Annotated in this window: 17 protein-coding genes and 3 pseudogenes; 10 read left to right on the top strand and 10 right to left on the bottom strand. The window is 31.4% G+C overall.

All coding sequences use genetic code 11. The features are described 5' to 3' along the window. Window positions 1–3: 3 nt before the first annotated feature. From JG554_RS08960 to JG554_RS08950, 3 genes and pseudogenes are all read right to left on the bottom strand, one after another. Window positions 4–1,443 (bottom strand): bifunctional aminoglycoside N-acetyltransferase AAC(6')-Ie/aminoglycoside O-phosphotransferase APH(2'')-Ia, encoded by a 1,440-nt coding sequence (locus JG554_RS08960; RefSeq protein WP_001028144.1) that lies wholly within the window; start codon window positions 1,441–1,443, stop codon window positions 4–6. Beyond that, window positions 1,444–1,848 (bottom strand): GNAT family N-acetyltransferase, encoded by a 405-nt coding sequence (locus JG554_RS08955; RefSeq protein ID WP_000134308.1) that lies wholly within the window; start codon window positions 1,846–1,848, stop codon window positions 1,444–1,446. Window positions 1,849–1,892: 44 nt separating this feature from the next. Next, window positions 1,893–3,064 (bottom strand): annotated as a pseudogene (locus tag JG554_RS08950) (IS256-like element IS256 family transposase). Window positions 3,065–3,197: 133 nt separating this feature from the next. On the opposite strand from JG554_RS08950, the pseudogene JG554_RS08945 reads away from it, so the two are divergent. Then, window positions 3,198–3,611, top strand: a pseudogene (locus JG554_RS08945) (SH3 domain-containing protein); the annotation flags it as partial. A 965-nt stretch (window positions 3,612–4,576) separates the two neighbouring features. On the opposite strand, the gene JG554_RS08940 reads toward JG554_RS08945, so the two are convergent. Next, window positions 4,577–4,918, bottom strand: a complete 342-nt coding sequence (locus tag JG554_RS08940; protein ID WP_203265232.1) for a magnetosome magnetite crystal formation protein family — start codon at window positions 4,916–4,918, stop codon at window positions 4,577–4,579. 95 nt (window positions 4,919–5,013) lie between these two features. Between JG554_RS08940 and JG554_RS13380 the strand changes: the two are divergent. Continuing rightward, window positions 5,014–5,144, top strand: a pseudogene (locus JG554_RS13380) (MazG-like family protein); the annotation flags it as partial. A gap of 464 nt (window positions 5,145–5,608) precedes the next feature. Here the strand turns inward: JG554_RS13380 and JG554_RS13375 are convergent. Beyond that, window positions 5,609–5,698 carry an SAR1012 family small protein gene (locus JG554_RS13375; protein WP_019469096.1) on the bottom strand — a complete coding sequence of 30 codons (90 nt, stop codon included), beginning with the start codon at window positions 5,696–5,698 and terminating at the stop codon, window positions 5,609–5,611. 108 nt (window positions 5,699–5,806) lie between these two features. Beyond that, window positions 5,807–6,019, bottom strand: coding sequence for a TM2 domain-containing protein (locus tag JG554_RS08935; RefSeq protein ID WP_046208085.1), 213 nt, complete (start codon window positions 6,017–6,019; stop codon window positions 5,807–5,809). Between the two features lie 176 nt (window positions 6,020–6,195). Here JG554_RS08935 and JG554_RS08930 point away from each other — a divergent pair, with 176 nt between their 5' ends. Continuing rightward, the gene (locus JG554_RS08930; RefSeq protein ID WP_107360211.1) at window positions 6,196–6,747 is read left to right on the top strand and encodes a GNAT family N-acetyltransferase; all 552 of its coding nucleotides are present in this window, start codon (window positions 6,196–6,198) and stop codon (window positions 6,745–6,747) included. 84 nt (window positions 6,748–6,831) lie between these two features. Here the strand turns inward: JG554_RS08930 and JG554_RS08925 are convergent, their stop codons facing one another. Next, window positions 6,832–7,770, bottom strand: coding sequence for a 1,4-dihydroxy-2-naphthoate polyprenyltransferase (locus tag JG554_RS08925; RefSeq protein WP_064209416.1), 939 nt, complete (start codon window positions 7,768–7,770; stop codon window positions 6,832–6,834). A 190-nt stretch (window positions 7,771–7,960) separates the two neighbouring features. On the opposite strand from JG554_RS08925, the gene JG554_RS08920 reads away from it, so the two are divergent. The 6 genes from JG554_RS08920 (at window position 7,961) to JG554_RS08895 (ending at window position 13,531) form a co-directional block, all read left to right on the top strand. Next, window positions 7,961–9,313, top strand: coding sequence for an isochorismate synthase (locus tag JG554_RS08920; protein WP_046208088.1), 1,353 nt, complete (start codon window positions 7,961–7,963; stop codon window positions 9,311–9,313). After that, window positions 9,306–10,988, top strand: coding sequence for a 2-succinyl-5-enolpyruvyl-6-hydroxy-3-cyclohexene-1-carboxylic-acid synthase (gene menD, locus JG554_RS08915; protein WP_070657728.1), 1,683 nt, complete (start codon window positions 9,306–9,308; stop codon window positions 10,986–10,988). The genes JG554_RS08920 and menD overlap by 8 nt, the downstream gene beginning before the upstream one ends. Continuing rightward, complete coding sequence (menH, locus tag JG554_RS08910; RefSeq protein ID WP_064209414.1) at window positions 10,975–11,781, top strand: 2-succinyl-6-hydroxy-2,4-cyclohexadiene-1-carboxylate synthase; 807 nt, start codon at window positions 10,975–10,977, stop codon at window positions 11,779–11,781. The genes menD and menH overlap by 14 nt, the downstream gene beginning before the upstream one ends. After that, window positions 11,774–12,592, top strand: a complete 819-nt coding sequence (gene menB / locus JG554_RS08905; protein WP_046208091.1) for a 1,4-dihydroxy-2-naphthoyl-CoA synthase — start codon at window positions 11,774–11,776, stop codon at window positions 12,590–12,592. Before menH ends, menB begins: the two co-directional genes overlap by 8 nt. A gap of 47 nt (window positions 12,593–12,639) precedes the next feature. Beyond that, the gene (locus JG554_RS08900) at window positions 12,640–12,831 is read left to right on the top strand and encodes a hypothetical protein (protein WP_046208092.1); all 192 of its coding nucleotides are present in this window, start codon (window positions 12,640–12,642) and stop codon (window positions 12,829–12,831) included. Between the two features lie 241 nt (window positions 12,832–13,072). Beyond that, a complete protein-coding gene (locus JG554_RS08895) occupies window positions 13,073–13,531 on the top strand; it encodes a MarR family winged helix-turn-helix transcriptional regulator (protein WP_203265231.1) in 459 nt (152 codons plus the stop codon). Window positions 13,532–13,910: 379 nt separating this feature from the next. Here JG554_RS08895 and JG554_RS08890 read toward each other — a convergent pair whose 3' ends face one another. Both JG554_RS08890 and JG554_RS08885 read right to left on the bottom strand, forming a co-directional pair. After that, complete coding sequence (locus JG554_RS08890) at window positions 13,911–15,071, bottom strand: aminotransferase class I/II-fold pyridoxal phosphate-dependent enzyme (RefSeq protein WP_070038056.1); 1,161 nt, start codon at window positions 15,069–15,071, stop codon at window positions 13,911–13,913. A gap of 120 nt (window positions 15,072–15,191) precedes the next feature. Then, window positions 15,192–16,196 (bottom strand): acyltransferase family protein, encoded by a 1,005-nt coding sequence (locus tag JG554_RS08885; RefSeq protein WP_064209410.1) that lies wholly within the window; start codon window positions 16,194–16,196, stop codon window positions 15,192–15,194. 202 nt (window positions 16,197–16,398) lie between these two features. Between JG554_RS08885 and JG554_RS08880 the strand changes: the two genes are divergently transcribed. Further along, complete coding sequence (locus tag JG554_RS08880) at window positions 16,399–16,821, top strand: MarR family transcriptional regulator (RefSeq protein WP_046207911.1); 423 nt, start codon at window positions 16,399–16,401, stop codon at window positions 16,819–16,821. Window positions 16,822–17,140: 319 nt separating this feature from the next. On the opposite strand, the gene JG554_RS08875 is transcribed toward JG554_RS08880, so the two are convergent. Further along, a complete protein-coding gene (locus JG554_RS08875; RefSeq protein WP_203265230.1) occupies window positions 17,141–21,658 on the bottom strand; it encodes a GW dipeptide domain-containing protein in 4,518 nt (1,505 codons plus the stop codon). Window positions 21,659–21,750: the final 92 nt, after the last annotated feature.

The raw sequence follows: 21,750 nt of genomic DNA, 5'->3' as shown, positions 1-21,750 counted from the left end.
TAATCAATCTTTATAAGTCCTTTTATAAATTTCTTTTCTACCATTTTCGATAAATTCCTGTTTAATATTTTTAATTCCATAAACAATAGTTTCAATAGGATAATATTCTTCAACTATATCTTGATATTCTTTTGCTTTCTCAATATCTATATTTCCATACATTCTTAATATATCTTCTCCAAAATTTGTTCCTATTTCTTCTTCACTATCTTCAAGTAAGTATATAAAATCACAATATTCATCTATAATTCCAGAATCTCCAAAATCAATTATTCCAGTTAATCTATTATTGCCATCTAACAATAGATGATTACAACTAAAATCATTATGGCATAAACACTTTTTACCCTCAAAAACTGTTGTTGCATTTAGTCTTTCCATAAAACTTTCTATATAATCTTTTTCTATATCAGTTAAATCATTATAAATAGTTTCACGCAACAATATATACTCTTCTAATACATTTTGTTTATTATCAATAGTACATTCACTAATATCTGTATAATCTAAACCGTGCATTTGTCTTAAAAAACTGGCAATATCTCGTTTTAACAAATTTTGTTCTTCTTCTGACATAGTAGAATAAATTTCTGGTGTTAAAAAAGTTCCTTTAATTTCTTTATAACCTAGTATAGATAATTCATCACTAATATACGAATATTCAATATTAGGAATTTTTACATTAGTTTCTAAATTTGTATTTAAAAAATTATATATTGCTTTTTCTTTTGCATAACCTTTTTTCTTATTAGTACTAAATTTTGTTTTAAAAATGTATTCATTATTAACTAAATATGCCACACTATCATAACCACTACCGATTATTTCAATACTATCTACTTTGAAATTATCAAAGTAATGCTCAATTAAATATTTCATTGCCTTAACATTTGTGGCATTATCATCATATCTATATTCCATTAAATAACAATCTTCTTTTTTGCCCTCGTGTAATTCATGTTCTGGCAAATCTTCAATAATTCTAAAACCAGATTTTTGGTATGCCCTTATTGCTCTTGGATTATTTTTATGAGGGTCTAAAATAACTGCATTAGCATTTCTTTCTTTTTTCAAAAATTCAAAAATCAATTTAATATATCTTGTACCAATTCCTTTACTCCAATAATTTGGCTCTCCTATAAATTGATCCATACCATAGACTATCTCATCAGTTTTTGGATAATGATAATCAGTATATAACTCATCATACATTTTATATATTTGTCCATATCCAATAGGAACATTGTTATATTCAATAATTACTCTAAAAACTTCATCTTCCCAAGGCTCTGTATAATGTTTTTTTAATGATTCTAATGTATATTTTTTATCTCTACCACCATAAAATTCTAATACTCTTTCATCAGTTAACCATTTTAACATCAAAGGAAAATCATCATCTATTAAAGTTCTTATACATATTTCATTTTCAACTATATTCATTTATTTATCACCTTTTTCATAATCATATACATATACTATTTCATCTTTATAATCATTTTTACCACCTAATTTTTCATATACATGGCAAGCTCTAGGATTACCTTTATCAGTTATTAAAAACATTTCAGAACAACCAATCTCTTTAGAATATTCCTTAATAAAAGATAATAATTTTGAACCATAACCTTTGTCTTGATAGTTAGGTAACATTCCTATTGAGTGTAAATAAAACATTGTTTTTCCATCAGGTCTTAAAAGTGTATAGCAATATGCAAATCCTATAATTTTATTATTTTCTTTAGCTATAAACCCAAATGAACTGGTATCATTAAGAAATCCTTTTAAATTATCAATATCAAAAACCATATTATCATCAATTAAAACTTCTTCCATAAACTCAGTCAAGTCCAGACTCCTGTGTAAAATGCTATACAATGTTTTTACCATTTCTACTTATCAAAATTGATGTATTTTCTTGAAGAATAAATCCATTCATCATGTAGGTCCATAAGAACGGCTCCAATTAAGCGATTGGCTGATGTTTGATTGGGGAAGATGCGAATAATCTTTTCTCTTCTGCGTACTTCTTGATTCAGTCGTTCAATTAGATTGGTACTCTTTAGTCGATTGTGGGAATTTCCTTGTACGGTATATTGAAAGGCGTCTTCGAATCCATCATCCAATGATGCGCAAGCTTTTGAATATTTTGGTTGATCGATATAATCATGAATCAATCGATTTTTAGCCTCACGCGCTAAGTTAATATCTGTGAACTTAAAAATTCCTTTAACAGCTTCTCTGAAAGATTTTGAATTTTTTTTAGGAATGGTGGTAAAGATATTTCTTAGGAAGTGAACTTGGCATCTTTGCCAACTTACGTTGGTGAAGGATTTTCTAATGGCAGAGACTAATCCTTTGTGCGCATCAGAAATAACGAGTTCCGTACCTTGTAAACCGCGTTCTTTTAGGTATTCAAAAATGTTGTCCAGGTCTCTTCGCTTTCGCCACTTTGAATCATGAAGCCGATAATTTCACGGTCGCCATCTTTGGTTATTCCAATCGCTATATGACAGCTTTTTGAGAGTACTCGATTTTCTTCTCGTACTTTTATATAGAGTACATCGGTCATTAAGTAAGGATAATTTTTTTCTGATAATAAACGATTCTGCCACTCGTTAACCATAGGTTCTAGCTGTTCTGTTAAGCTAGAAACGAAGGACTTAGAGACGGATTTACCACAAAGTTCTTCCACAATTTTTGATACTTTACGAGTTGAAACGCCTGATACATACATTTCCAACATTGAAGCCATGAGGGCTTTTTCGTTTCGTTGATAACGTTCAAACACTGTGGGTGAAAAATGGCCATCACGTGTTCTGGGTACTTTTAATTCTAGCGTGCCTACACGTGTCGTAAAGCTGCGCTCATAATAGCCATTTCGTTGACTTTGTCGGTTTTCTGTTCGTTCATATTCTTTTGCTTGAATATATTCTGTTCGTTGATTTTCCATTAGTTGATTAAATACCGTTGTTAAAATATTTTTAGAAACGTCATCCTTTACAGAATATTCAATAATGCTTTGAATCTCTTCGCTTTTCAGTGTAAAATGTACTTGGGTCATGTAAAAGTCCTCCTGGGTATGTTTTTGTCGTTAAAAACATTGTACCGTAAAAGGACTGTTATATGGCCTTTTTACTTTTACACAATTATACGGACTTTATCTAACACAAGGTGTACCTTCACAAGCTACACAACTTAAACTTAAAGACTATTTTATTAAGCAAATTAGGGCTTACCAAGCAGGAAAAGTACCTACTGCAACTGTTGCCAAAGGTACTAGCGCATCAAGTAATACTAAATCAACTGTAGCTGGTGCGTGGAAACGCAATAGCTATGGCACTTGGTATATGAGTGAGAAAGCAGTATTCACAAACGGTAACTCTCCAATCGCAGTACGTACCGTTGGTCCATTTAGAAGTTGTCCGTATGCTTATGACTTTCAACCTGGAGGATATACTCCAACATACAAAGAGGTAATGCTGCAAGATGGCCATGTTTGGATTTCATATGATTGGAACGGTAAAACTTATTATCTTCCAATAAGAGAATGGAATGGCGTAGCTCCGCCTAATCATGGTGTAGGTCCTTTATGGGGAACAATTTCATAAAGTGTGGTATAATGTAGATGCCACGTAATCATACTTGGGTAGGCACATAGTGGTGTCTGCCCTATTTTTTTTATGCACAAATAAACCCACCTTAATTGGTGGGTCGCGTGTCAAATACGTGTCAAAACGTTTCTATTTCGTTCTATTTCTTTCTAAAGTATATATTCAAAAATCCTTTAGTTATGCGGTTTTCGATTATATCCGAAAGTATACAAATGCCCTCCGTTTCCGTAAATTAGATAATCCCGTTAAGTTGACGTGAGTAAAACGTTGATTTGACAGGTTTTTATTATAGTTGGATAAGTTTGGCTAAGTGTCTTAAATGAACTTTTAAGACGATGAAACGCCAATAGTTATATAGATTTTACAAGATACGCCAACGCATTGGTGTGAGTTTCCATACTTTCTAACGCTTGAATAGCTTTATCGTTTTCGGCTTTAACTGTTTCCGTAAAAACAGAAAAATCATTTCAAGTAAATACTTTGGATAACAAAAGAACGTTGTTAAATCAGCGTTCTTTTTATTTTATGAAAAATATACAAAAGTGAATTCTATAAATTTTTGTCAACATGGGACGACTTGAACACTTTTAAAATTTTTTGTCCGTTGAGTTGTCCAGCTAGAAATTAAAGGCTTTAAGTAGCTTATCATCTTCCTGTGATTTCAATTATTCAAGCAAATGATTATATACTCACCAAGTAATTTCAATATTTGCATGACCTAATCTTTTACTAATATATGGCATTGAAAATTCTTTACTTTAATATATTGATGCATGGGTATGTCTTATCAAAAGTGATGTAAAATTATCAACATTGTTTCTAACAAGAACTTTTTTAAAGTCTTTATAGCTGCTTTATTTGTAATTAATGTCACGGCAGTATTGATAGATTGTAGCATGTAGACGATGAAAGGGAGAGAATATAAAGATGGAAAAAGCCATCCAGTTAAGGATGGGACAATATTATTTATCCGTAAGCAATTTGATACCACGAATGATGTTGAAAAGAAATATAATGCCAGCAATGAGTAATAAAAAAATGCCTATACCGAATGAAACATTAGATATTACTTCTTGATTGTCAAAAGGTTTATCGAAAACTTCTCGAGAAAAGATGAAACCTAGATTTGCAAAGAATAAGAAAATATATACCCAAATGTGATTAAATAATGCTTTTCTACCATGAGTAGAAGTTGGTTTTTCAGCAAATATCCAAACGAATATTGGAAATATAATTGGTGCGAAAAACACACTGAAATAACTTAGTGATAATAAAATATTTTGATTTTTATTAGATTGATTCAATATAATCACCTCCAAAGCAATTAAAACACTTAAAAAATAAATTTGAAGCAATATATAAAATCTAACAATATTGTTAGATAAGGAAGAATATTTAAATTACGAACACACTAGATCAATTATTAATACAAGTAGAACAATGGAGTATAGAAAAAAATTACATAATGGTAATTCAGATAGACGAACATTAAAATTCTATGAAGAAGCTGGCAAAGTCGGTGCAGCATTATAACGTAACAAAATGGAAGATTTAAAAGACGGTAAAGGTAATGCCGAATTCCCGTTAAATTGATGTAAATAATACGTTGATTTAACTTTTTTTGTTACGTCCGGTTAATTTTCGATAAATACGTAATAAAAATTATGCGACAACATTAGCAAATAGTAATTGCTTTTCAGTAAAACATAAAAGTAAGTTTAAATGAATAATTTAGATGTGGATGGGTGCAGAAAAGAGAGAGATTTATTATTATATGGATTTGTTTTCCGTTATTGCAATGTGACTGGAGCATCATTGCTCATGCATAAGCCCCACTAACTCAATAAATAGAGAAGTGGTATTAAAGATTACCTGAGCTAAGCTCATGCATAATCCTACTAACTCAATAAATAGAGAAGTGGTATTAGGGATTGCCTGATCTAGCTCATGCATAAGCCCCACTAACTCAATAAATAGAGAAGTGGGGCTTTAATTTATTTTGTTTTTTTACTTATTAAGTTTCTAATTCCTCTTACAATATAACCGACAATCAGTGTTCTAAAAACACGTTTTATAATATTCATAAAATTTTACCTCCTAAACGAAACTCATACATGCTACTTACATACCTTTACCCATTTTTTATAAGTGTAATGAAAATGTAAGGGATTTTTTAGCAAGTTAGTATAAAACTATTTTTCGAGGGTAATGAGACCATTTTCATCTGCTTTGTTAAAGAAAATTGTTAATATCCCGCTAATGATAGCAATAATATAAGGGATGCCAGTCCAAAAAAATATTAAATGTATAATACCTTGTAGTAATTGGTTTGAGTAAAATTTATGTATGCCACACCAACCCAAAAGAAATGCAAGTACGACGTATATAACTTTGTTTACTTTCATGTGTATAATGTCCTTTCATTTTCTAGATTATTGTATTAATTATCTCTTAAATAGTGAAATTGAACAAATAAAACAATGTGACAAAATTTGAATTATATGGTTGTTGTTACATCGAAATTTTAAATTGATTCAGATATAATGGAATTAATAATCGTAATAAATAAAGGAGAAATAAAATGATTAGAAAAGCTAAGCCTAGTGACAAAAAAGATATTGCAGAATTATGTTATATCATTTGGAATCAATTAGATATCGATATGGTAAAGGAAGTCGAAAAATTTCGTTTGCTAAATATAATGGAACAAAGCATGGTAGATGTAAAATATAGAGGGCACATTAGTAATGTATGGGTGTATGAAATTGATGGTAACGTTGCAGGCTGTTTGATCGCATATCCTGGCAGTAAAGAATTAGAACTTGAACAAGCATGGCTAGACATGGATTTAGAGGAAGATATAAAATCTTATGGCACACCAATGCCGATGAAAGAGGCTGCTGATGATGAATGGTACATTGAAACTGTAGCAACATTTCCTCATTTTCGTGGAAATGGTGTAGCAACGAAATTGATTAAACATGTCATTTCAAACTACCCAGATGAAAAATGGAGTTTAAATTGTGATGTTGATAATACTGCAGCATTACGTGTCTATGAAAAATTAGGTTTTGAAATTAAAAGTGAATTTGATTTATATGGACATATGCATTATCACTTAGTACATGTTTAGCATATACTAGTAAAAATACAAAATCGTTCATCAAATGAATGAAGAACGATTTTGTATATATAATAAATTAAATACAGAGTGTTATTAAATCCCACCTAATAAAGCACTGATATAGATACCTAATGCATAAAGGAAACCAAAGAATGTATTTGTTTTTCCAGTAGCAGCCATTGCAGGCATCATTGTTTCAGGTGTGTCGTTCTTTTTAAATCTTCTAACTGCTTTGATTGGCATTGGGAAAGATAATAAAGCTAGCAAGAAGAAAATCGAACCACCAGGTTTAAAGAAAGTGATATAGATAACGAGCAAATAAGCGACGATATACATCAATGCTAAAAAGCGAACAGCATTATTTTTCCCTAATAAAATGGGTAATGTTTTTCGACCACTTGCCTTATCTTTAACCCAATCCCTGATATTATTGCCCATGTTGATAAGACCAATTGTGATTACGATTGGAATGCTAATCCATACCGCTAAACTTTGTATGTTACCAGTTTGGATAAAGAAGGCAATTAAAATAATTATCATACCCATAAATATTCCTGAGAATAGTTCACCAAAAGGTGTCCATGAAATCGGGAATGGTCCACCTGTATATAGGTAACCTACTGCCATGCATACTAACCCAATAGGTAGTAACCAGAATGAACTTTGGGAAGCGATAAATATACCTAAAATCGCTGCGATAATATAAAATGTTATGGCTAAGTTCATGACTAATTTTGGACTCATGCCATTTCGTACAATTGCGCCACCGATACCTACTGAAGTATGGTCATCTAAGCCTTTTTTAAAATCATAGTATTCATTAAACATGTTTGTAGCTGCTTGGATAAGTAAACATGCCACTAGCATAGCAATGAATAAGCTAAGCTTTAGATGATCTTCACTACCTAGAAGGAATATTTTTGCAGTTGCAGTACCTACTAAAACTGGAACTACTGCAGCAGTCAATGTGTGTGGCCGCATTAAGTGCCAGTATTTTCTGACTGTTGAATATTGTTGGTATTGAGATGCCATAATGATTTACCTCGAATTCTTTTAATATAATTAATTTTTATCAAATTAATTTTAATAGAAGAAGTTGTAAAGGTCAACTTACGTAAAAATTGTCTACATGAAATAAGCTGAAAAACGTACACAGATTGTGAAAAGTGGTACAATATTATAATGAGTGTAAACTGATATTGAAATGAAAGAAGTGAAATAGATGACTTTAGATGTCAAGGAAAGTGAAATTGTCGAAGCGGTATACGAAAGTAACCATACTTGGGTTTCTGTAGAAGCAAAATTAGATTATGAATTAGAACCTACATTATTATTTCATTTAACCGAAGATTGTGCGGGAGACCGTTTTTATTTCAAGAAAAATGACAACGAAACTTCATTCTTTGGCTATCATGCTATCACGAGATTTAAAAACGATTTTGAAAATAAACAATCTATTTTTCGTGAGTGGGAAAAGTATAAAAATGATATTGAGTTAATACATCCAAATTCAGAAAGACATCATTTGAAAATTTGTGGTGGTTTCCAATTTTCAACGCATAAATCAGGTGATGAATGGCGTGAGTTTGGTATTAATCATTTTGTCTTACCTGAAGTACTCGTTACGATGGAGCAGGGACAATCATTTATAACGTATACAGTAGAAGCCGATAAGTTTGAGATAGATACTTTCTTAGCAATCATTGATAGACTTACACAAAAGGACGTTCAACCTAGTGATGAAATAGGGGATATTAAAAGAATTGACGATATTTATAAAGACGAATGGCGTGAGTTAGTTAAAGATACAATTGATATTTTAGATGAAAATAAAAAAATTGTCCTTGCAAGAAAAAGGCTTATTATGTTTGATAAAAACATTAACATTCCATATATACTCAATAGGGCAATGCAGGGTGAACATAATAGCTACTTATTTGTGCTTGAATCACAAGATAGTGTGTTTTTCTCCCAAACCCCTGAGCAATTAATGGAAGTCAAAGATGACGTGTTATCGACGAAAGCTGTTGCTGGTACAATTAAAAGAACACATCGAGATGACATAGATAAGGCAAATATTGATGCATTTTTAAACGATGACAAGAATTTAAATGAGCATCATTTTGTTGTTAAAAGTATATTAAATGATATCAAACCTTATGTAGAAGAAATTACATTTAATAAAAAACCTCAAATTTTAACAAATGATCATTTATATCATTTATATACCAAAATTGAAGGACGGTTGTTACAAAATTCATATATTGGATTATTAGATAATCTTCATCCTACACCAGCATTAGGTGGTTATCCTAAGGAAGAAGCAATTTCTTATATTGAAAATAATGAATTTGGTACACGAGGTCTATATGGCGCACCAGTAGGATATATTGATATGTATGATAACTGTGAATTCATCGTAGCTATTAGATCGATGTTAATTAAAAAGAATCAAGCTACTTTATTTGCTGGTTGCGGTATTGTACAAAATTCTGATGCTGATAGTGAAGTAGAAGAAACTGCGGTTAAATTCAATCCGATGATGAAAGCTTTAGGAGTAGAGAAATATGAGTAATCACACAGACGCTTTAACAAAACAAGTTTTTACATTAGTCTCAGAACTATATGCATATGGCATAAGGGAAGTGGTAATAAGCCCTGGTTCTCGTTCAACGCCACTAGCTATTGCTATAGAGGCACATCCAAAACTGAAATCTTGGATTCATCCAGATGAACGTAGCGCTGCTTTTTTTGCGATGGGGTTAATGAAAGGTAGTGAAAGACCAGTTGCAATTTTATGTACATCTGGTACTGCAGCTGCCAATTATACGCCTGCAATTGCAGAAAGTGATTTAAGTCATTTACCATTAGTCGTATTGACGAGTGATAGACCGCATGAATTAAGAGGAATAGGTGCACCGCAAGCGATAAATCAAACAAATATGTTCGAGAATTATGTTCAATACCAATTTGATTTTCCAATAGCAGATGCCGATGAATCACAAGATTATTTGTTAAACACTATCAAATTTCAAATACAAAAAGCAAGCCAATATTTCTACGGTCCGCATCGTGGACCCATACATTTGAATTTGCCATTTAGAGAGCCATTAACACCGAACCTAGAAAAAGTAGAATGGTTAAATTCAGATAATAAGATCTTGCCTCATTATCAAAAAACAGCAAGTTTGAATGAAATCAAAACGATTATGCAAAAACGCAAAGGCCTCATTGTTGTGGGTGATATGCAACATCAAGATGTAGATCAAATACTTACTTATGCAACCATACATGACATGCCTATTTTGGCAGACCCTTTGAGTCAATTACGTAAAGAACATCATCCTAATGTAGTGACAACTTATGATTTACTGTATAGATCGGGGTTATCTATAAATGCTGATTTTATTATTCGCGTAGGTAAACCAGTGATTTCTAAAAAAGTAAATCAATGGTTAAAAGCTACAGAAGCTTTTCAAATATTAGTGCAAAATAATGATCAACCAGATGCATTTCCAAAGGTACCGCATGTATCTTACGAAATGTCGGCCAATGATTTCTTTAGGCAGCTTTCTGAAATTCCAACTGTAGAGCGAAAAAATTGGTTAGAAAAATGGCAATCACTAGAAAAGCAAGCACATATTAAAATCAAAGATTATTTGAGAACTGCTACGGATGAGTCAGCTTTTGTAGCAAATCTATTAGATAAATTGACGAAAGAGGATGCATTATTTGTTAGCAATAGTATGCCAATCCGTGATGTCGATAACTTATTTATAGATTGTGAAGCAGAGATTTATGCTAATAGAGGTGCAAATGGCATAGATGGTGTTATTTCTACAGCGATAGGAATGGCAGCACATAAACGTGTCACATTATTAATAGGTGATTTAGCATTTTACCATGATATGAATGGTTTACTTATGTCAAAATTAAATGATATTAACTTAAATATCATACTTTTAAATAATGATGGCGGCGGAATTTTCTCCTTTTTACCACAAAAGTCGTCTGCTGATATTTATTTTGAAAGACTATTTGGTACACCGACAGGATTAAACTTTGAACATGCTGCATTACTTTATGATTTTTCTTACAGACGTTTTGAAACAATTGAAACTTTTAAGTATGCAGAACTGTCAAAACTTGGTGCACATATATATGAAATCATTACAAATCGTGATGAAAACTTAAGTCAACACCAAAATCTTTATTTGAAATTGAGTGATATTATAGATGTTACATTATAAATTTCATCAATCTACAAAGAACTCAAATGATTTGATCGTATTATTACATGGATTTATAAGTGATCAATCGACATTCGATGAACATATCAAAACGTTCACAGATGAAATCAATGTATTAACCATTGACTTGCCAGGTCATGGTTTTGATCAATCAAGTGAAACGAGTACTTGGAATTTCGAATTTATCTGCCAATTATTAGACGATACATTAGCTTTGTTTAAGGCGTATCGTATTTTTTTACACGGTTATTCTATGGGTGGTAGAATCGCTTTATATTATGCGCTTTATGGAACGTGCCACTTAAATGGATTGATATTAGAAAGCAGTTCACCAGGTATTGCAGATGAAGACGACCGCATCGAAAGAATTCAAATTGATCAAGCACGTGCAAAAGTTTTAGAAATCGCTGGATTAGAAATTTTTGTAAATGATTGGGAAAAATTACCTTTATTTCAAAGTCAGTATAATTTAAATACAGAAACAAAACGAAAGATTCGTCAAATGCGATTACAACAAAATCCTGTGAGATTAGCAAAAGCTTTACGAGAGTATGGTACTGGACAAATGCCTAACTTATGGCCAAAAATATCAGATATTGCAGTTCCAACTTGTATAATTGTAGGAAGTTTCGACGAAAAATTTATAAAAATTGGTTATCACATGTGCGACTTAATACCAGAGACGAGTCTATATGAAGTTAGTGGTAGTGGTCATACTGTACATGTGGAAGAAATGACAGAATTTGATAAAATAGTGTTAGGTTTTATTTTTAAGGAGGAGCAAAATGACTAGACAATGGGAAACAATTAAAGAATATAAAGAGATTAAGTACGAATTTTATAACGGCATAGCCAAAGTAACTATTAATAGACCTGAAGTTCGTAATGCGTTTACGCCGAATACGGTACAAGAAATGATAGATGCATTTACAAGAGCTAGAGATGATCAACGTATTTCGGTTATTGTCCTTACAGGTGAAGGTGATAAAGCATTCTGTTCAGGTGGAGACCAAAAAGTACGTGGCCATGGTGGCTATGTAGGTGAAGATCAAATTCCGCGTCTTAATGTGTTGGATTTACAAAGATTGATACGTATTATTCCAAAACCTGTCATCGCTATGGTTAGAGGATATGCAATTGGTGGCGGAAATGTATTAAATGTTGTTTGTGACTTAACAATCGCTGCAGATAATGCAATATTTGGTCAAACAGGTCCAAAAGTAGGATCATTTGATGCAGGTTATGGTTCAGGATATTTAGCGCGCATTGTAGGACATAAAAAAGCACGTGAAATATGGTATTTATGCCGTCAATACAATGCACAAGAAGCTTTAGACATGGGCTTAGTAAATACTGTTGTACCTTTAGCTGATATAGAGGATGAAACGGTGAAATGGTGTGAAGAAATGATGCAACATTCTCCGACAGCATTAAGATTCTTAAAAGCAGCGATGAACGCTGACACTGATGGATTAGCAGGATTACAACAAATGGCGGGCGATGCTACGCTGTTGTATTACACAACAGACGAAGCTAAAGAAGGCAGAGATGCGTTTAAAGAAAAACGTAATCCTGATTTTGATCAATTCCCTAAATTTCCATAAGTAAAGATATTTAGTAACAACGCGTCAATAAATATAGAGGCTTTTGAATGAAAGTCATGGTATTAAAACTAAAACGACAACCGTTAATTTCTAGTGAATATTTAGAAATTAACGGTTTTTTTATTGTTTTAAAGTTGTCTAGTGATTATTTGATGCTGAGTGACAAATTGACCAATGCATGGTTCGAACGAATACACCTTATTACCAAAATGATACATAATGACTGGTTATATGAATGAATCTAAAGTTAAAAAATTCATTTTCATCAATGATAAAAATGAGAATATAAAATGAAAATCCAGGTTTTAAATTTATTATTAAAAATTAAATGAAAAACATGTAAGTTGGATAAAATTAGTTTTCAGAATATTCTATTGACTAATACTAGTAATGTTAAAACTTTTAAACATTTTGTTATTATATTTGACCAAAAATAAAATTTCTATTAATATAATAAAAAAGGGCAGAGGAGAGTAATGAATGACACAATATAAAAATAAAGAACTTATGAAAGATATGTGTTTTCTGTTTTATGTTTCTAGTAAAGAGATAGTAAATAAATTTAACAAACACCTAAAGCAGTATGATATTAGCTTTCCAAATTATGTAGTGATGTTATATATTGAAAACTCAAATCCTGTATTTATCAAGACATTATGCGATCAATTATATTTAGATTCTGGTACAATAAGCCCAATTATTAAGAGACTCGAAAAAAAAGGACTAATTGAACGTATGAGAACAGAAGAGGATGAACGAAGAGTTAAAGTACAATTGACACAAAAGGGAAGTGTGTTAAAAGAGAAATTTGAGCAAATTTCAGATGAAGTGTTAACTCAGTTCAATATGAGTTCAGAAGATATAGATATATATTATAAATTAATGAAAAAATTTGCTGAAAAAATATTTATCAATAAAATGCACATATTTGAAATATAAAGCGTAATATAAAAGAAGCCCGTAAATGAATTTTTAGAAATTCATTTACGAGCCTCTTTATGTCATACTTCTTAACAGATATATTTTTAAGAAAATTACCTCTGCTTAAGTGCGTAGTTATCTCTAAGTAAGTTTTCCACATAATCCTCAGCATAATAATCACATTAAAAAATTCACTTTATTAATCCTACTATTATTAACAATTTGATATAGTTTCTCGATTTATTAAATCATTATACCGACTAATCGAATGTCGGATATTAATCACACTAAAATTTTTTGATTATATTCAATTGAGTTTTTTGACTGCCTACATAGAATATGGAAGTTAGCGTAGTAATCATTGGTAAATAAATTTTAAATACAAAATAACAAGGCGTTATTCATAATGTTCTTTTATATAAAGTTCTAATCTTCTCATTGCCTCTTTTAAGGCATCGAGTTCATAGGCATAAGAAATACGCACATGGCCTTTACCAATGTCTGTAAATGAAGAACCTGGTACCATTGCAACGTGTGCTTTTTCGAGTACATCAACGCAAAAATCAAAATCATTTTCTGTGAAATTTTCAATACTTGGGAAGATATAAAAAGCACCTTCTGGTTTAGCGTCGAGTTTAAATCCTAAAGATTGTAGTTTTGTGATTAAAAAATCTCGTCTTTCAATATATGCTTTGTTCATATAGTGAGGTGCATCTAATCCTTCGTTTAATGCTGCTATACAAGCTATTTGAGCAGGTACATTAGCACATATACAATTATAGGCATGCATAAATGTTAACTTTTCAATTAAATATTCAGGACCTATTAGAAAACCAATGCGAATCCCAGTAGCAGAGTGAGATTTACTTAATCCATTGACGAGCAATAACTGATCACGGATGGATTTAAATTCAGCAAAAGAAGTGTGTTGATGATTAAAGGTATTTTCTGCATAAATTTCATCACTAATGATAAAAATCTCTTCATTTTTTAACATTTCTGTAAGTGCATGAATTTCATCATAAGTCAAAATAACACCAGTGGGATTTGTCGGATAATTTAAAAGAATTGCTTTTGTTTTTGACGATATATTTTGCTTGATTGCTTCAGGTGTTATTTTGAAATCTGTTTTTGTAGTGTCGATATATACAGGAACGCCACCAAGTGTTTTAATTAAAGGGATATAACCTGCATAAATAGGGCTGGGGATTAATATTTCATCACCTGGGTTAATAATGCTTCTCAAAGCTGTGTCTAATGCTTCACTAGCGCCATTTGTAATAATAATTTCATCAGAGCTATAATGGAAACCATAGCGCTGTTTAAAATAATGACTGACTGCATTTCGTGTTTCAAGTAACCCTTTGTTATGAGAATACTTTGTTTGATTTTCTTTTATTGCAGTAATATATGCATTTTTTACGACATCAGGCATAGGAAAATCTGGTTGACCGATTGTTAAATTGATACAATCATCAATATCTTTAATTTTATTTGAAAATTGCCTAATACTTGGTGCTGTTAAAAATTTAGAATTGTCGTTTAATGATAGCTTCATTGTTTTTCACCTCAAAATAAAAATACCGATTTGTAGTTAAATAAGTATGACTAGCTTAAAATATCAAATTACTACCATCGTAACATATTTGAATCAACTACAAATCGGCTGGAAATTATTTTAATCTTTAAAATTCGAAGGGGATTGCAAATTAATAATTGGATTGGTCCACTTAGAGATAAATCTAGTTGATAATACATATACAATTATACTAGTAAATAAGAGTAGATATATATAAGTCAGTATAGAGATGTGGTCTTTAAACGGATAAATATTAAAACCACGTATAATACCAATTACAATGCCATGTAGTAAATAGACATACATAGTGCGACGCCCAATGTATGTGAAAAATCTTTCTTTTTCAGGTATTAAATTAAGGAAAGAAAACATTGTAATTAAAATAATAAAGTATAATAGCAAACGTTTAATTGGACTATATAAATCTTGTTTACCTTCCAGTGACATATAAGGTGAATCACCTAATAACCAATCAGCATTTATAGGATGCAAGGTATAAATGATATAAAAAAGGAGTAAAATGCTAACAGCGACCGGTATGAATTTCTTATTTCTTAACACACGTGTATGTTCACTCGTAAATAAATAACCTAAATAAAAAATAGGGAAGAACATGATTGTTCTTGAAAAACTTAAATAATTGTCAATATTATCTGAGTAACCTGCAAATAAAGAAATAATAATAGATATTGGTAATACAAAATAAGGTTTATAGTCTTTTACTATTACTAATATGACATGGAAAAAGAATAATGTCAGTAAAAACCATAATGCAAAAACAGGATCAAATGGATCGAATTTAACACTGTCCTCTTTTCCTGTGAAATAATAGTAAAAGGTGAAAAATCCAAAGAAAATAAAATAAGGTACTAACAATTTTTTTGAAACTTTCTCTAGATAACCAGCTTTGCCTGCTTTTTTAGCAAAATAACCTGAGATGAATAAAAAACAGGGCATATGGAAACTATATATAGTTAAATAAAGTGAAGAAAGATATTTACTTTCTTCAGTATATGGTTGTAATAAATGACCAAATACAACAAGAAAAATTAATATCATTCTCGCATTGTCGAAGAAATAATCTCTTTCTTTTAACTGTGTCATAGGGTTGCTCCTTTTATATGCAGGTAAAATTTATAATCACTGTTACTAATTTATTATAAAACATATGACAAATGCAACAAAACCGACTGATTTGTAGATTATTATTGTATATTATGAGGAATAACATTATAATATTAGAAAATAAAATAATAAATTTAAATGCTATTGAACATTTTAATTAAAGTAGTGGAGATGAAACAACATGTATAAACAACTAGAACAATTAATTACACTTACAAGTAATGATTTAAATTTAGTCAGTAGAAGGTTTGGCCAACGCACAGATTTAACTTCAGAACAGTTAGAAATGTTAAGGATTTTATATCATTATAATGTGTTATCACAATATGATTTAACAATGAAAATTAATAAAGAACAGTCTATTGTGTCTAGATGGATCAAAAAATTATGTCAAATGGGCTATATAACTAGTAAACAGTCAAACAAAGACTTAAGATGTAAAGATTTAATGATTACAGAAAAAACAAAAGCACTTGTTCAACAAATTAACGAAGTTAGGGTGGCTTTGATAGAAGCAAGGTGTCAAAATTTAACTTCAAATGATATTGAAAATCTAAATTATTTATTAAATAAATTAAATACGCATCATCATTATATCAAGTAAATGACAAATGGTGGCTAAAGTTTTCAGCATCATTTTATTATGTAACACAGTGATATGATACAAAGTTATGATAGGGTTCAAATGAACCAAAAATGCATAGAAACACAAACAATAAATAGCTATCCAATGATTGGAAAAGCTTTCATGTTGGAAAAGAACAATATGTCATAACAGAGTTTTAAAAAGTTTCTATGACGTTTACAAAACTGTTTAGTATAATGATACTTAATATGTTAGTACTATATAAACAAATAAACCTTAGGTGAATTTTCACCTAAGGTTTATTTGTGTTTTAAAACTTATACATTATGATTTCATGCTATTTATATGTGTTTACATCAAAATATTTGCCCAATTTATTCATTGAATCATAGAAACCTTTAATACGTGTAGCATTATGAGATGCCCATGCAACATCAGTTGCATATTGATGAACGCCTGGATTATCAGGATTCCAACGCATTTTATACAAAGTATTTTGTCCTTGGTTAATGTATGAATTAGCAATGTATTTAGCGCCACCAACAATTGCTTTTTTAACAGTATCCCAGCCATTATTTTTAGCGGTAGCAAAACCTTGTTTTACAGGATCTTTATCAACGGCTCCAATACCAAACATATTGTAATATTTTTTAGCGCCATTAGTGACAACTTTATTATTTACTACATCACCACCATTAGCAAGCTTAGAAGTTCCATTTCCAGTTTCAAGTAGGGCATGAGAAACTAAATAAACTTCATTAATGTTATAAGTTTTAGCAGCTTCACTAAATGCCTCACCTTGTCCTTCTAATATGCCTTTGCCAACTAATAGTTTATCTAAATCAGTACCAGAAATATTTTGTGATTTATCTAAGCGTAAGAATTGGTATTTTTGAGTTGGATCTTTAGCAAGCTTACTACTATCCATAGCATTTTTAATCTCACTCTTTGTTGCATCTTCCCATTTTCCAGGTGTACGTTGAATTTGAGGTTTGAATTTCAAACCATGTTGTAACGCTACCGCCTGATCTAAAGTGAGATTAGATTTATAGTATTTTACAAGCTCTTTTCGTAAGTCGCTTTCTTTTATCCAAACAATTTTACCGTTCGATAATTTACCATGATACCAAGTAACCCCATTAATGATTTGTTTTTCAAAAACAGTAAATATGCTTTCATGGAAACCTTTTAATGATCCAGCTGATTTTGTAGCATTAGGATCAAGGTAATAGTTACCATTGGCATTGTAAATAACATAGTCGAATTTTTGTGGTGTGATTTTTGATTGTGTTGGAGTTTTATTCAAATCTTTAGCTGCAATCCAACCAGTTTTATTATTGACGTTTCCGTATAGGTACTCGTCTTTATCAACAAACACAGATTTTGATGCGTTAAATTTACTGTTTTTAATATTATTTTGGGTATCTAATTGCTGATTTTTTGTACCCCATGGAATTGCATATAAGCCATTGTTAGTAGCTTTTACAGTATATTGTCCATTTTTAGCTTTTGTTTTGCTTAAGTTACGCGTATTTATATCTTTAGTATTAACCCAACCAATTGGTGTATTTTGTTTTGTATTTTGGATTAACACATAAGTGTTATTACCTTGAGTACGTTGCTTAGTTACAGTATACGTACGACCAGCAAATTTAGAAGCATTTTTACCTTTTTTATCATAAACAGTTGCTTTAATACCAGAATTGTTTGTGTTTAATTGTCCGATTTTACTAACAGATGTTGTAGGAGTAGCAGTAGCTTTTGTAACTGCTTCTTTAACAGTGATGTCACCTGTTTGCATCCAACCTAGGTTAGTATTTGTTTTGTTATCTGTAATTAAATAAAATGAATTTTTACCTAATGTAGCTTTTTTACTTAATTTGTAAGTTTTACCATTCACATATGATTTTTGAATACCTTTTTGATCATATACAGATGTATAAACACCATGATTTGTTTTAGCGACTGTACCTTGTTGATTGATAAGCGTATTGACAGTTAAATTATTACTTGTACTAGGGGAGGTAGCTGTTTTACTTGTTGAAGTTAATTTACTTAAGCTTACCCAACCGGATAAATTATTTACTGTGCCATAAATATAATTTGTTTTGCCAATTTGCTGCTGTTTTGATGCTTTGAATGTTTGACTAGAGCTGCCTGAAACTGTGCCTGCTTTCTGAGAACTAGTGCCCCAAGGTACAGTATAAATCACTTCACCAGGTTTGATTTTATAAGATTGATTATTTTTAGCAACTGGCTTAGCAGAGTTATAACTTACATCACTTTGATGTACCCATCCAATTAAATTACCTTTATTATAATCAGAAACTAAGTAAAAGTTTTTGTTTCCTAAAGTCGCCGATTTTGTAACTTTTAACGTTTGATTCGTTTTACTTGTTTTTCTACCATTTTGATCATAAACAGTGGTATATAATCCATCATTATTTGTGTTTATGCGCCCAACACCGTTGTTCGTTGATACTGTTAATTTACCAGTATTAGTAGACGGTTTTGTAGTAGAACCACTTGACTCATTTTTGCTTCCACTTGTACTTCCAGATGACGTAGAACCCCAAGCGGCAGCTTTACCTGTTTTAATTAAATATTTTTCATAAATTAAATCATAAAGTTCATCATAACTATAATTATGATTAGCTAAATAACCATGTGGATCGATATGATCTGATCCACCTAAATAATTACTTACAGCTTTATGCGTCCAAACAGTCCCAACACCATCATACTCAGCGCTATCAGGAGCAAGTCCATAATATTGTAGGTTTGTAGCTGCATAGTCTGCATAGTTATTGATAGAACGAGCAAATGAATCATAGTCATGAGTATGGACTAATTCTACATGAATAAAGCGTTCGTTTGCAGCTGGACCAGCACCCCATGCTAAATAATCTGTATTAGCTGTTTCAATAATACGATTACCATCTACATAAGCATGTACAAATGCGCTATTATAATTATTTTTCATGTAATTTATTTCACCAGTTATTGTTGAATTATCGTTTGCAGTATCATGCATAACGATACCTTCAGGTTTACCATAACGATACTGATATTTTGGTAAATAACTTGCGATATCTTGTTCATAGTTAGGTGCTTTGAAGTTATTTTTACGAATATAATTATTTATTGACGAATTTACTTTTGGCGTATATTTAGGTAATGAACTTTTAGATGTAGATTTAGTACTGACAGCTGATCTTGTAGCTATAGTTGGTGTACTAACTGATCTAGCCATTCTTAATTTTGGTGTTGCCTCACTTTTATAGACTTGAACTGTTTTTGGTGACGTATTTATATCTGAATCTAAAGTATTCACTTTTTCAGTTTGTGCTTCATTGTCAGATTGAGTTGTTGTAGTTGTCTCACCAGAAGTTACCTCAGAGTCAGCAACCTCAGAATCATCATCATCTTGAGCGACATTAGCGTTATCATCATTATGATCTGCTATGTTAGTACTGTCGTCTTTACTTTCATTAGTGTTGGAAGCCGTACTATTATCGTTTGCAGAATCAGAAGTTGATTCATCAGAAGCGACCTCAGAGTCAGCAACATCAGAAGCATTATCATTTTGAGCGACATTAGCGTTATCATCATTATGATCTGCTATGTTAGTACTGTCGTCTTTACTTTCATTAGTGTTGGAAGCCGTACTATTATCGTTTGTAGAATCAGAAGTTGATTCATCAGAAGCGACCTCAGAGTCAGCAACATCAGAGTCATTATCATCTTGAGCAACAGTAGTTTTATCATCATTCTGATCTGCTACGTTAGTGCTGTCGTCTTTACTTTCATTAGTGTTGGAAGCCGTACTATTATCGTTTGTAGAATCAGAAGTTGATTCATCAGAAGCGACCTCAGACTCAGCAACATCAGAAGCATTATCATCTTGAGCAACATTAGTTTTATCATCATTTTGATCTGCTATGTTAGTACTGTCGTCTTTACTTTCATTAGTGTTGGAAGCCGTACTATTATCGTTTGTAGAATCAGAAGTTGATTCATCAGAAGCGACCTCAGAGTCAGCAACATCAGAAGCATTATCATCTTGAGCAACATTAGTTTTATCATCATTCTGATCTGCTACGTTAGTGCTGTCGTCTTTACTTTCATTAGTGTTGGAAGCCGTACTATTATCGTTTGTAGAATCAGAAGTTGATTCATCAGAAGTGACCTCAGAGTCAGCAACATCAGAAGCATTATCATCTTGAGCAACATTAGTTTTATCATCATTCTGATCTGCTATGTTAGTACTGTCGTCTTTACTTTCATTAGTGTTGGAAGCCGTACTATTATCGTTTGCAGAATCAGAAGTTGATTCATCAGAAGCGACCTCAGAGTCAGCAACATCAGAAGCATTATCATCTTGAGCAACAGTAGTTTTATCATCATTCTGATCTGCTACGTTAGTGCTGTCGGTTTTCACATCAGTACTTATAGAAACATCATTATTTACTGCTTGGGCATCTGTATTTTTATTGCTGTCAGAATTATTTTGATTTTCTTGATTTTGTGTAGAATATGTATTTTGACTTGATGTGTCTTTGTTTAGTTCGTCTAATTGTGCATCATAATTTTCAGGTTCATCTGACTTGAGTTCTTGCACTTGACTTGGATCATTGTATGTTTGTGTCCCTGAAATATTTGTCGTTGGATTACTAACTTCAGATTTTATTTCTTCGCTTTGCTTTAAGGTATTTTCATCATTCAACACATTTTTATTTGATTTCTGATCTTGTGTATTATCAGCTGCATGTGCATAATGGGTTGTCAAAGCTGTACCAGCTAACGTCAATGCAACTATTGAAGGTACCTTATAATTCAACTTTTTATTAGTCATTTAACTGCCCCTTTTATTATTAATATTTAATACCATTATAATACGAAGATAGTTTAATTGAATTGATTTCATAGATTTGTAATATAAAATTA

The organism is Staphylococcus sp. 11-B-312 (assembly GCF_016743055.1).
In the GTDB taxonomy this organism is placed as follows: domain Bacteria; phylum Bacillota; class Bacilli; order Staphylococcales; family Staphylococcaceae; genus Staphylococcus; species Staphylococcus ureilyticus.
Note: the sequence above shows the minus strand (reverse complement) of the source record. Positions and strands in the feature narration are given on the sequence as shown.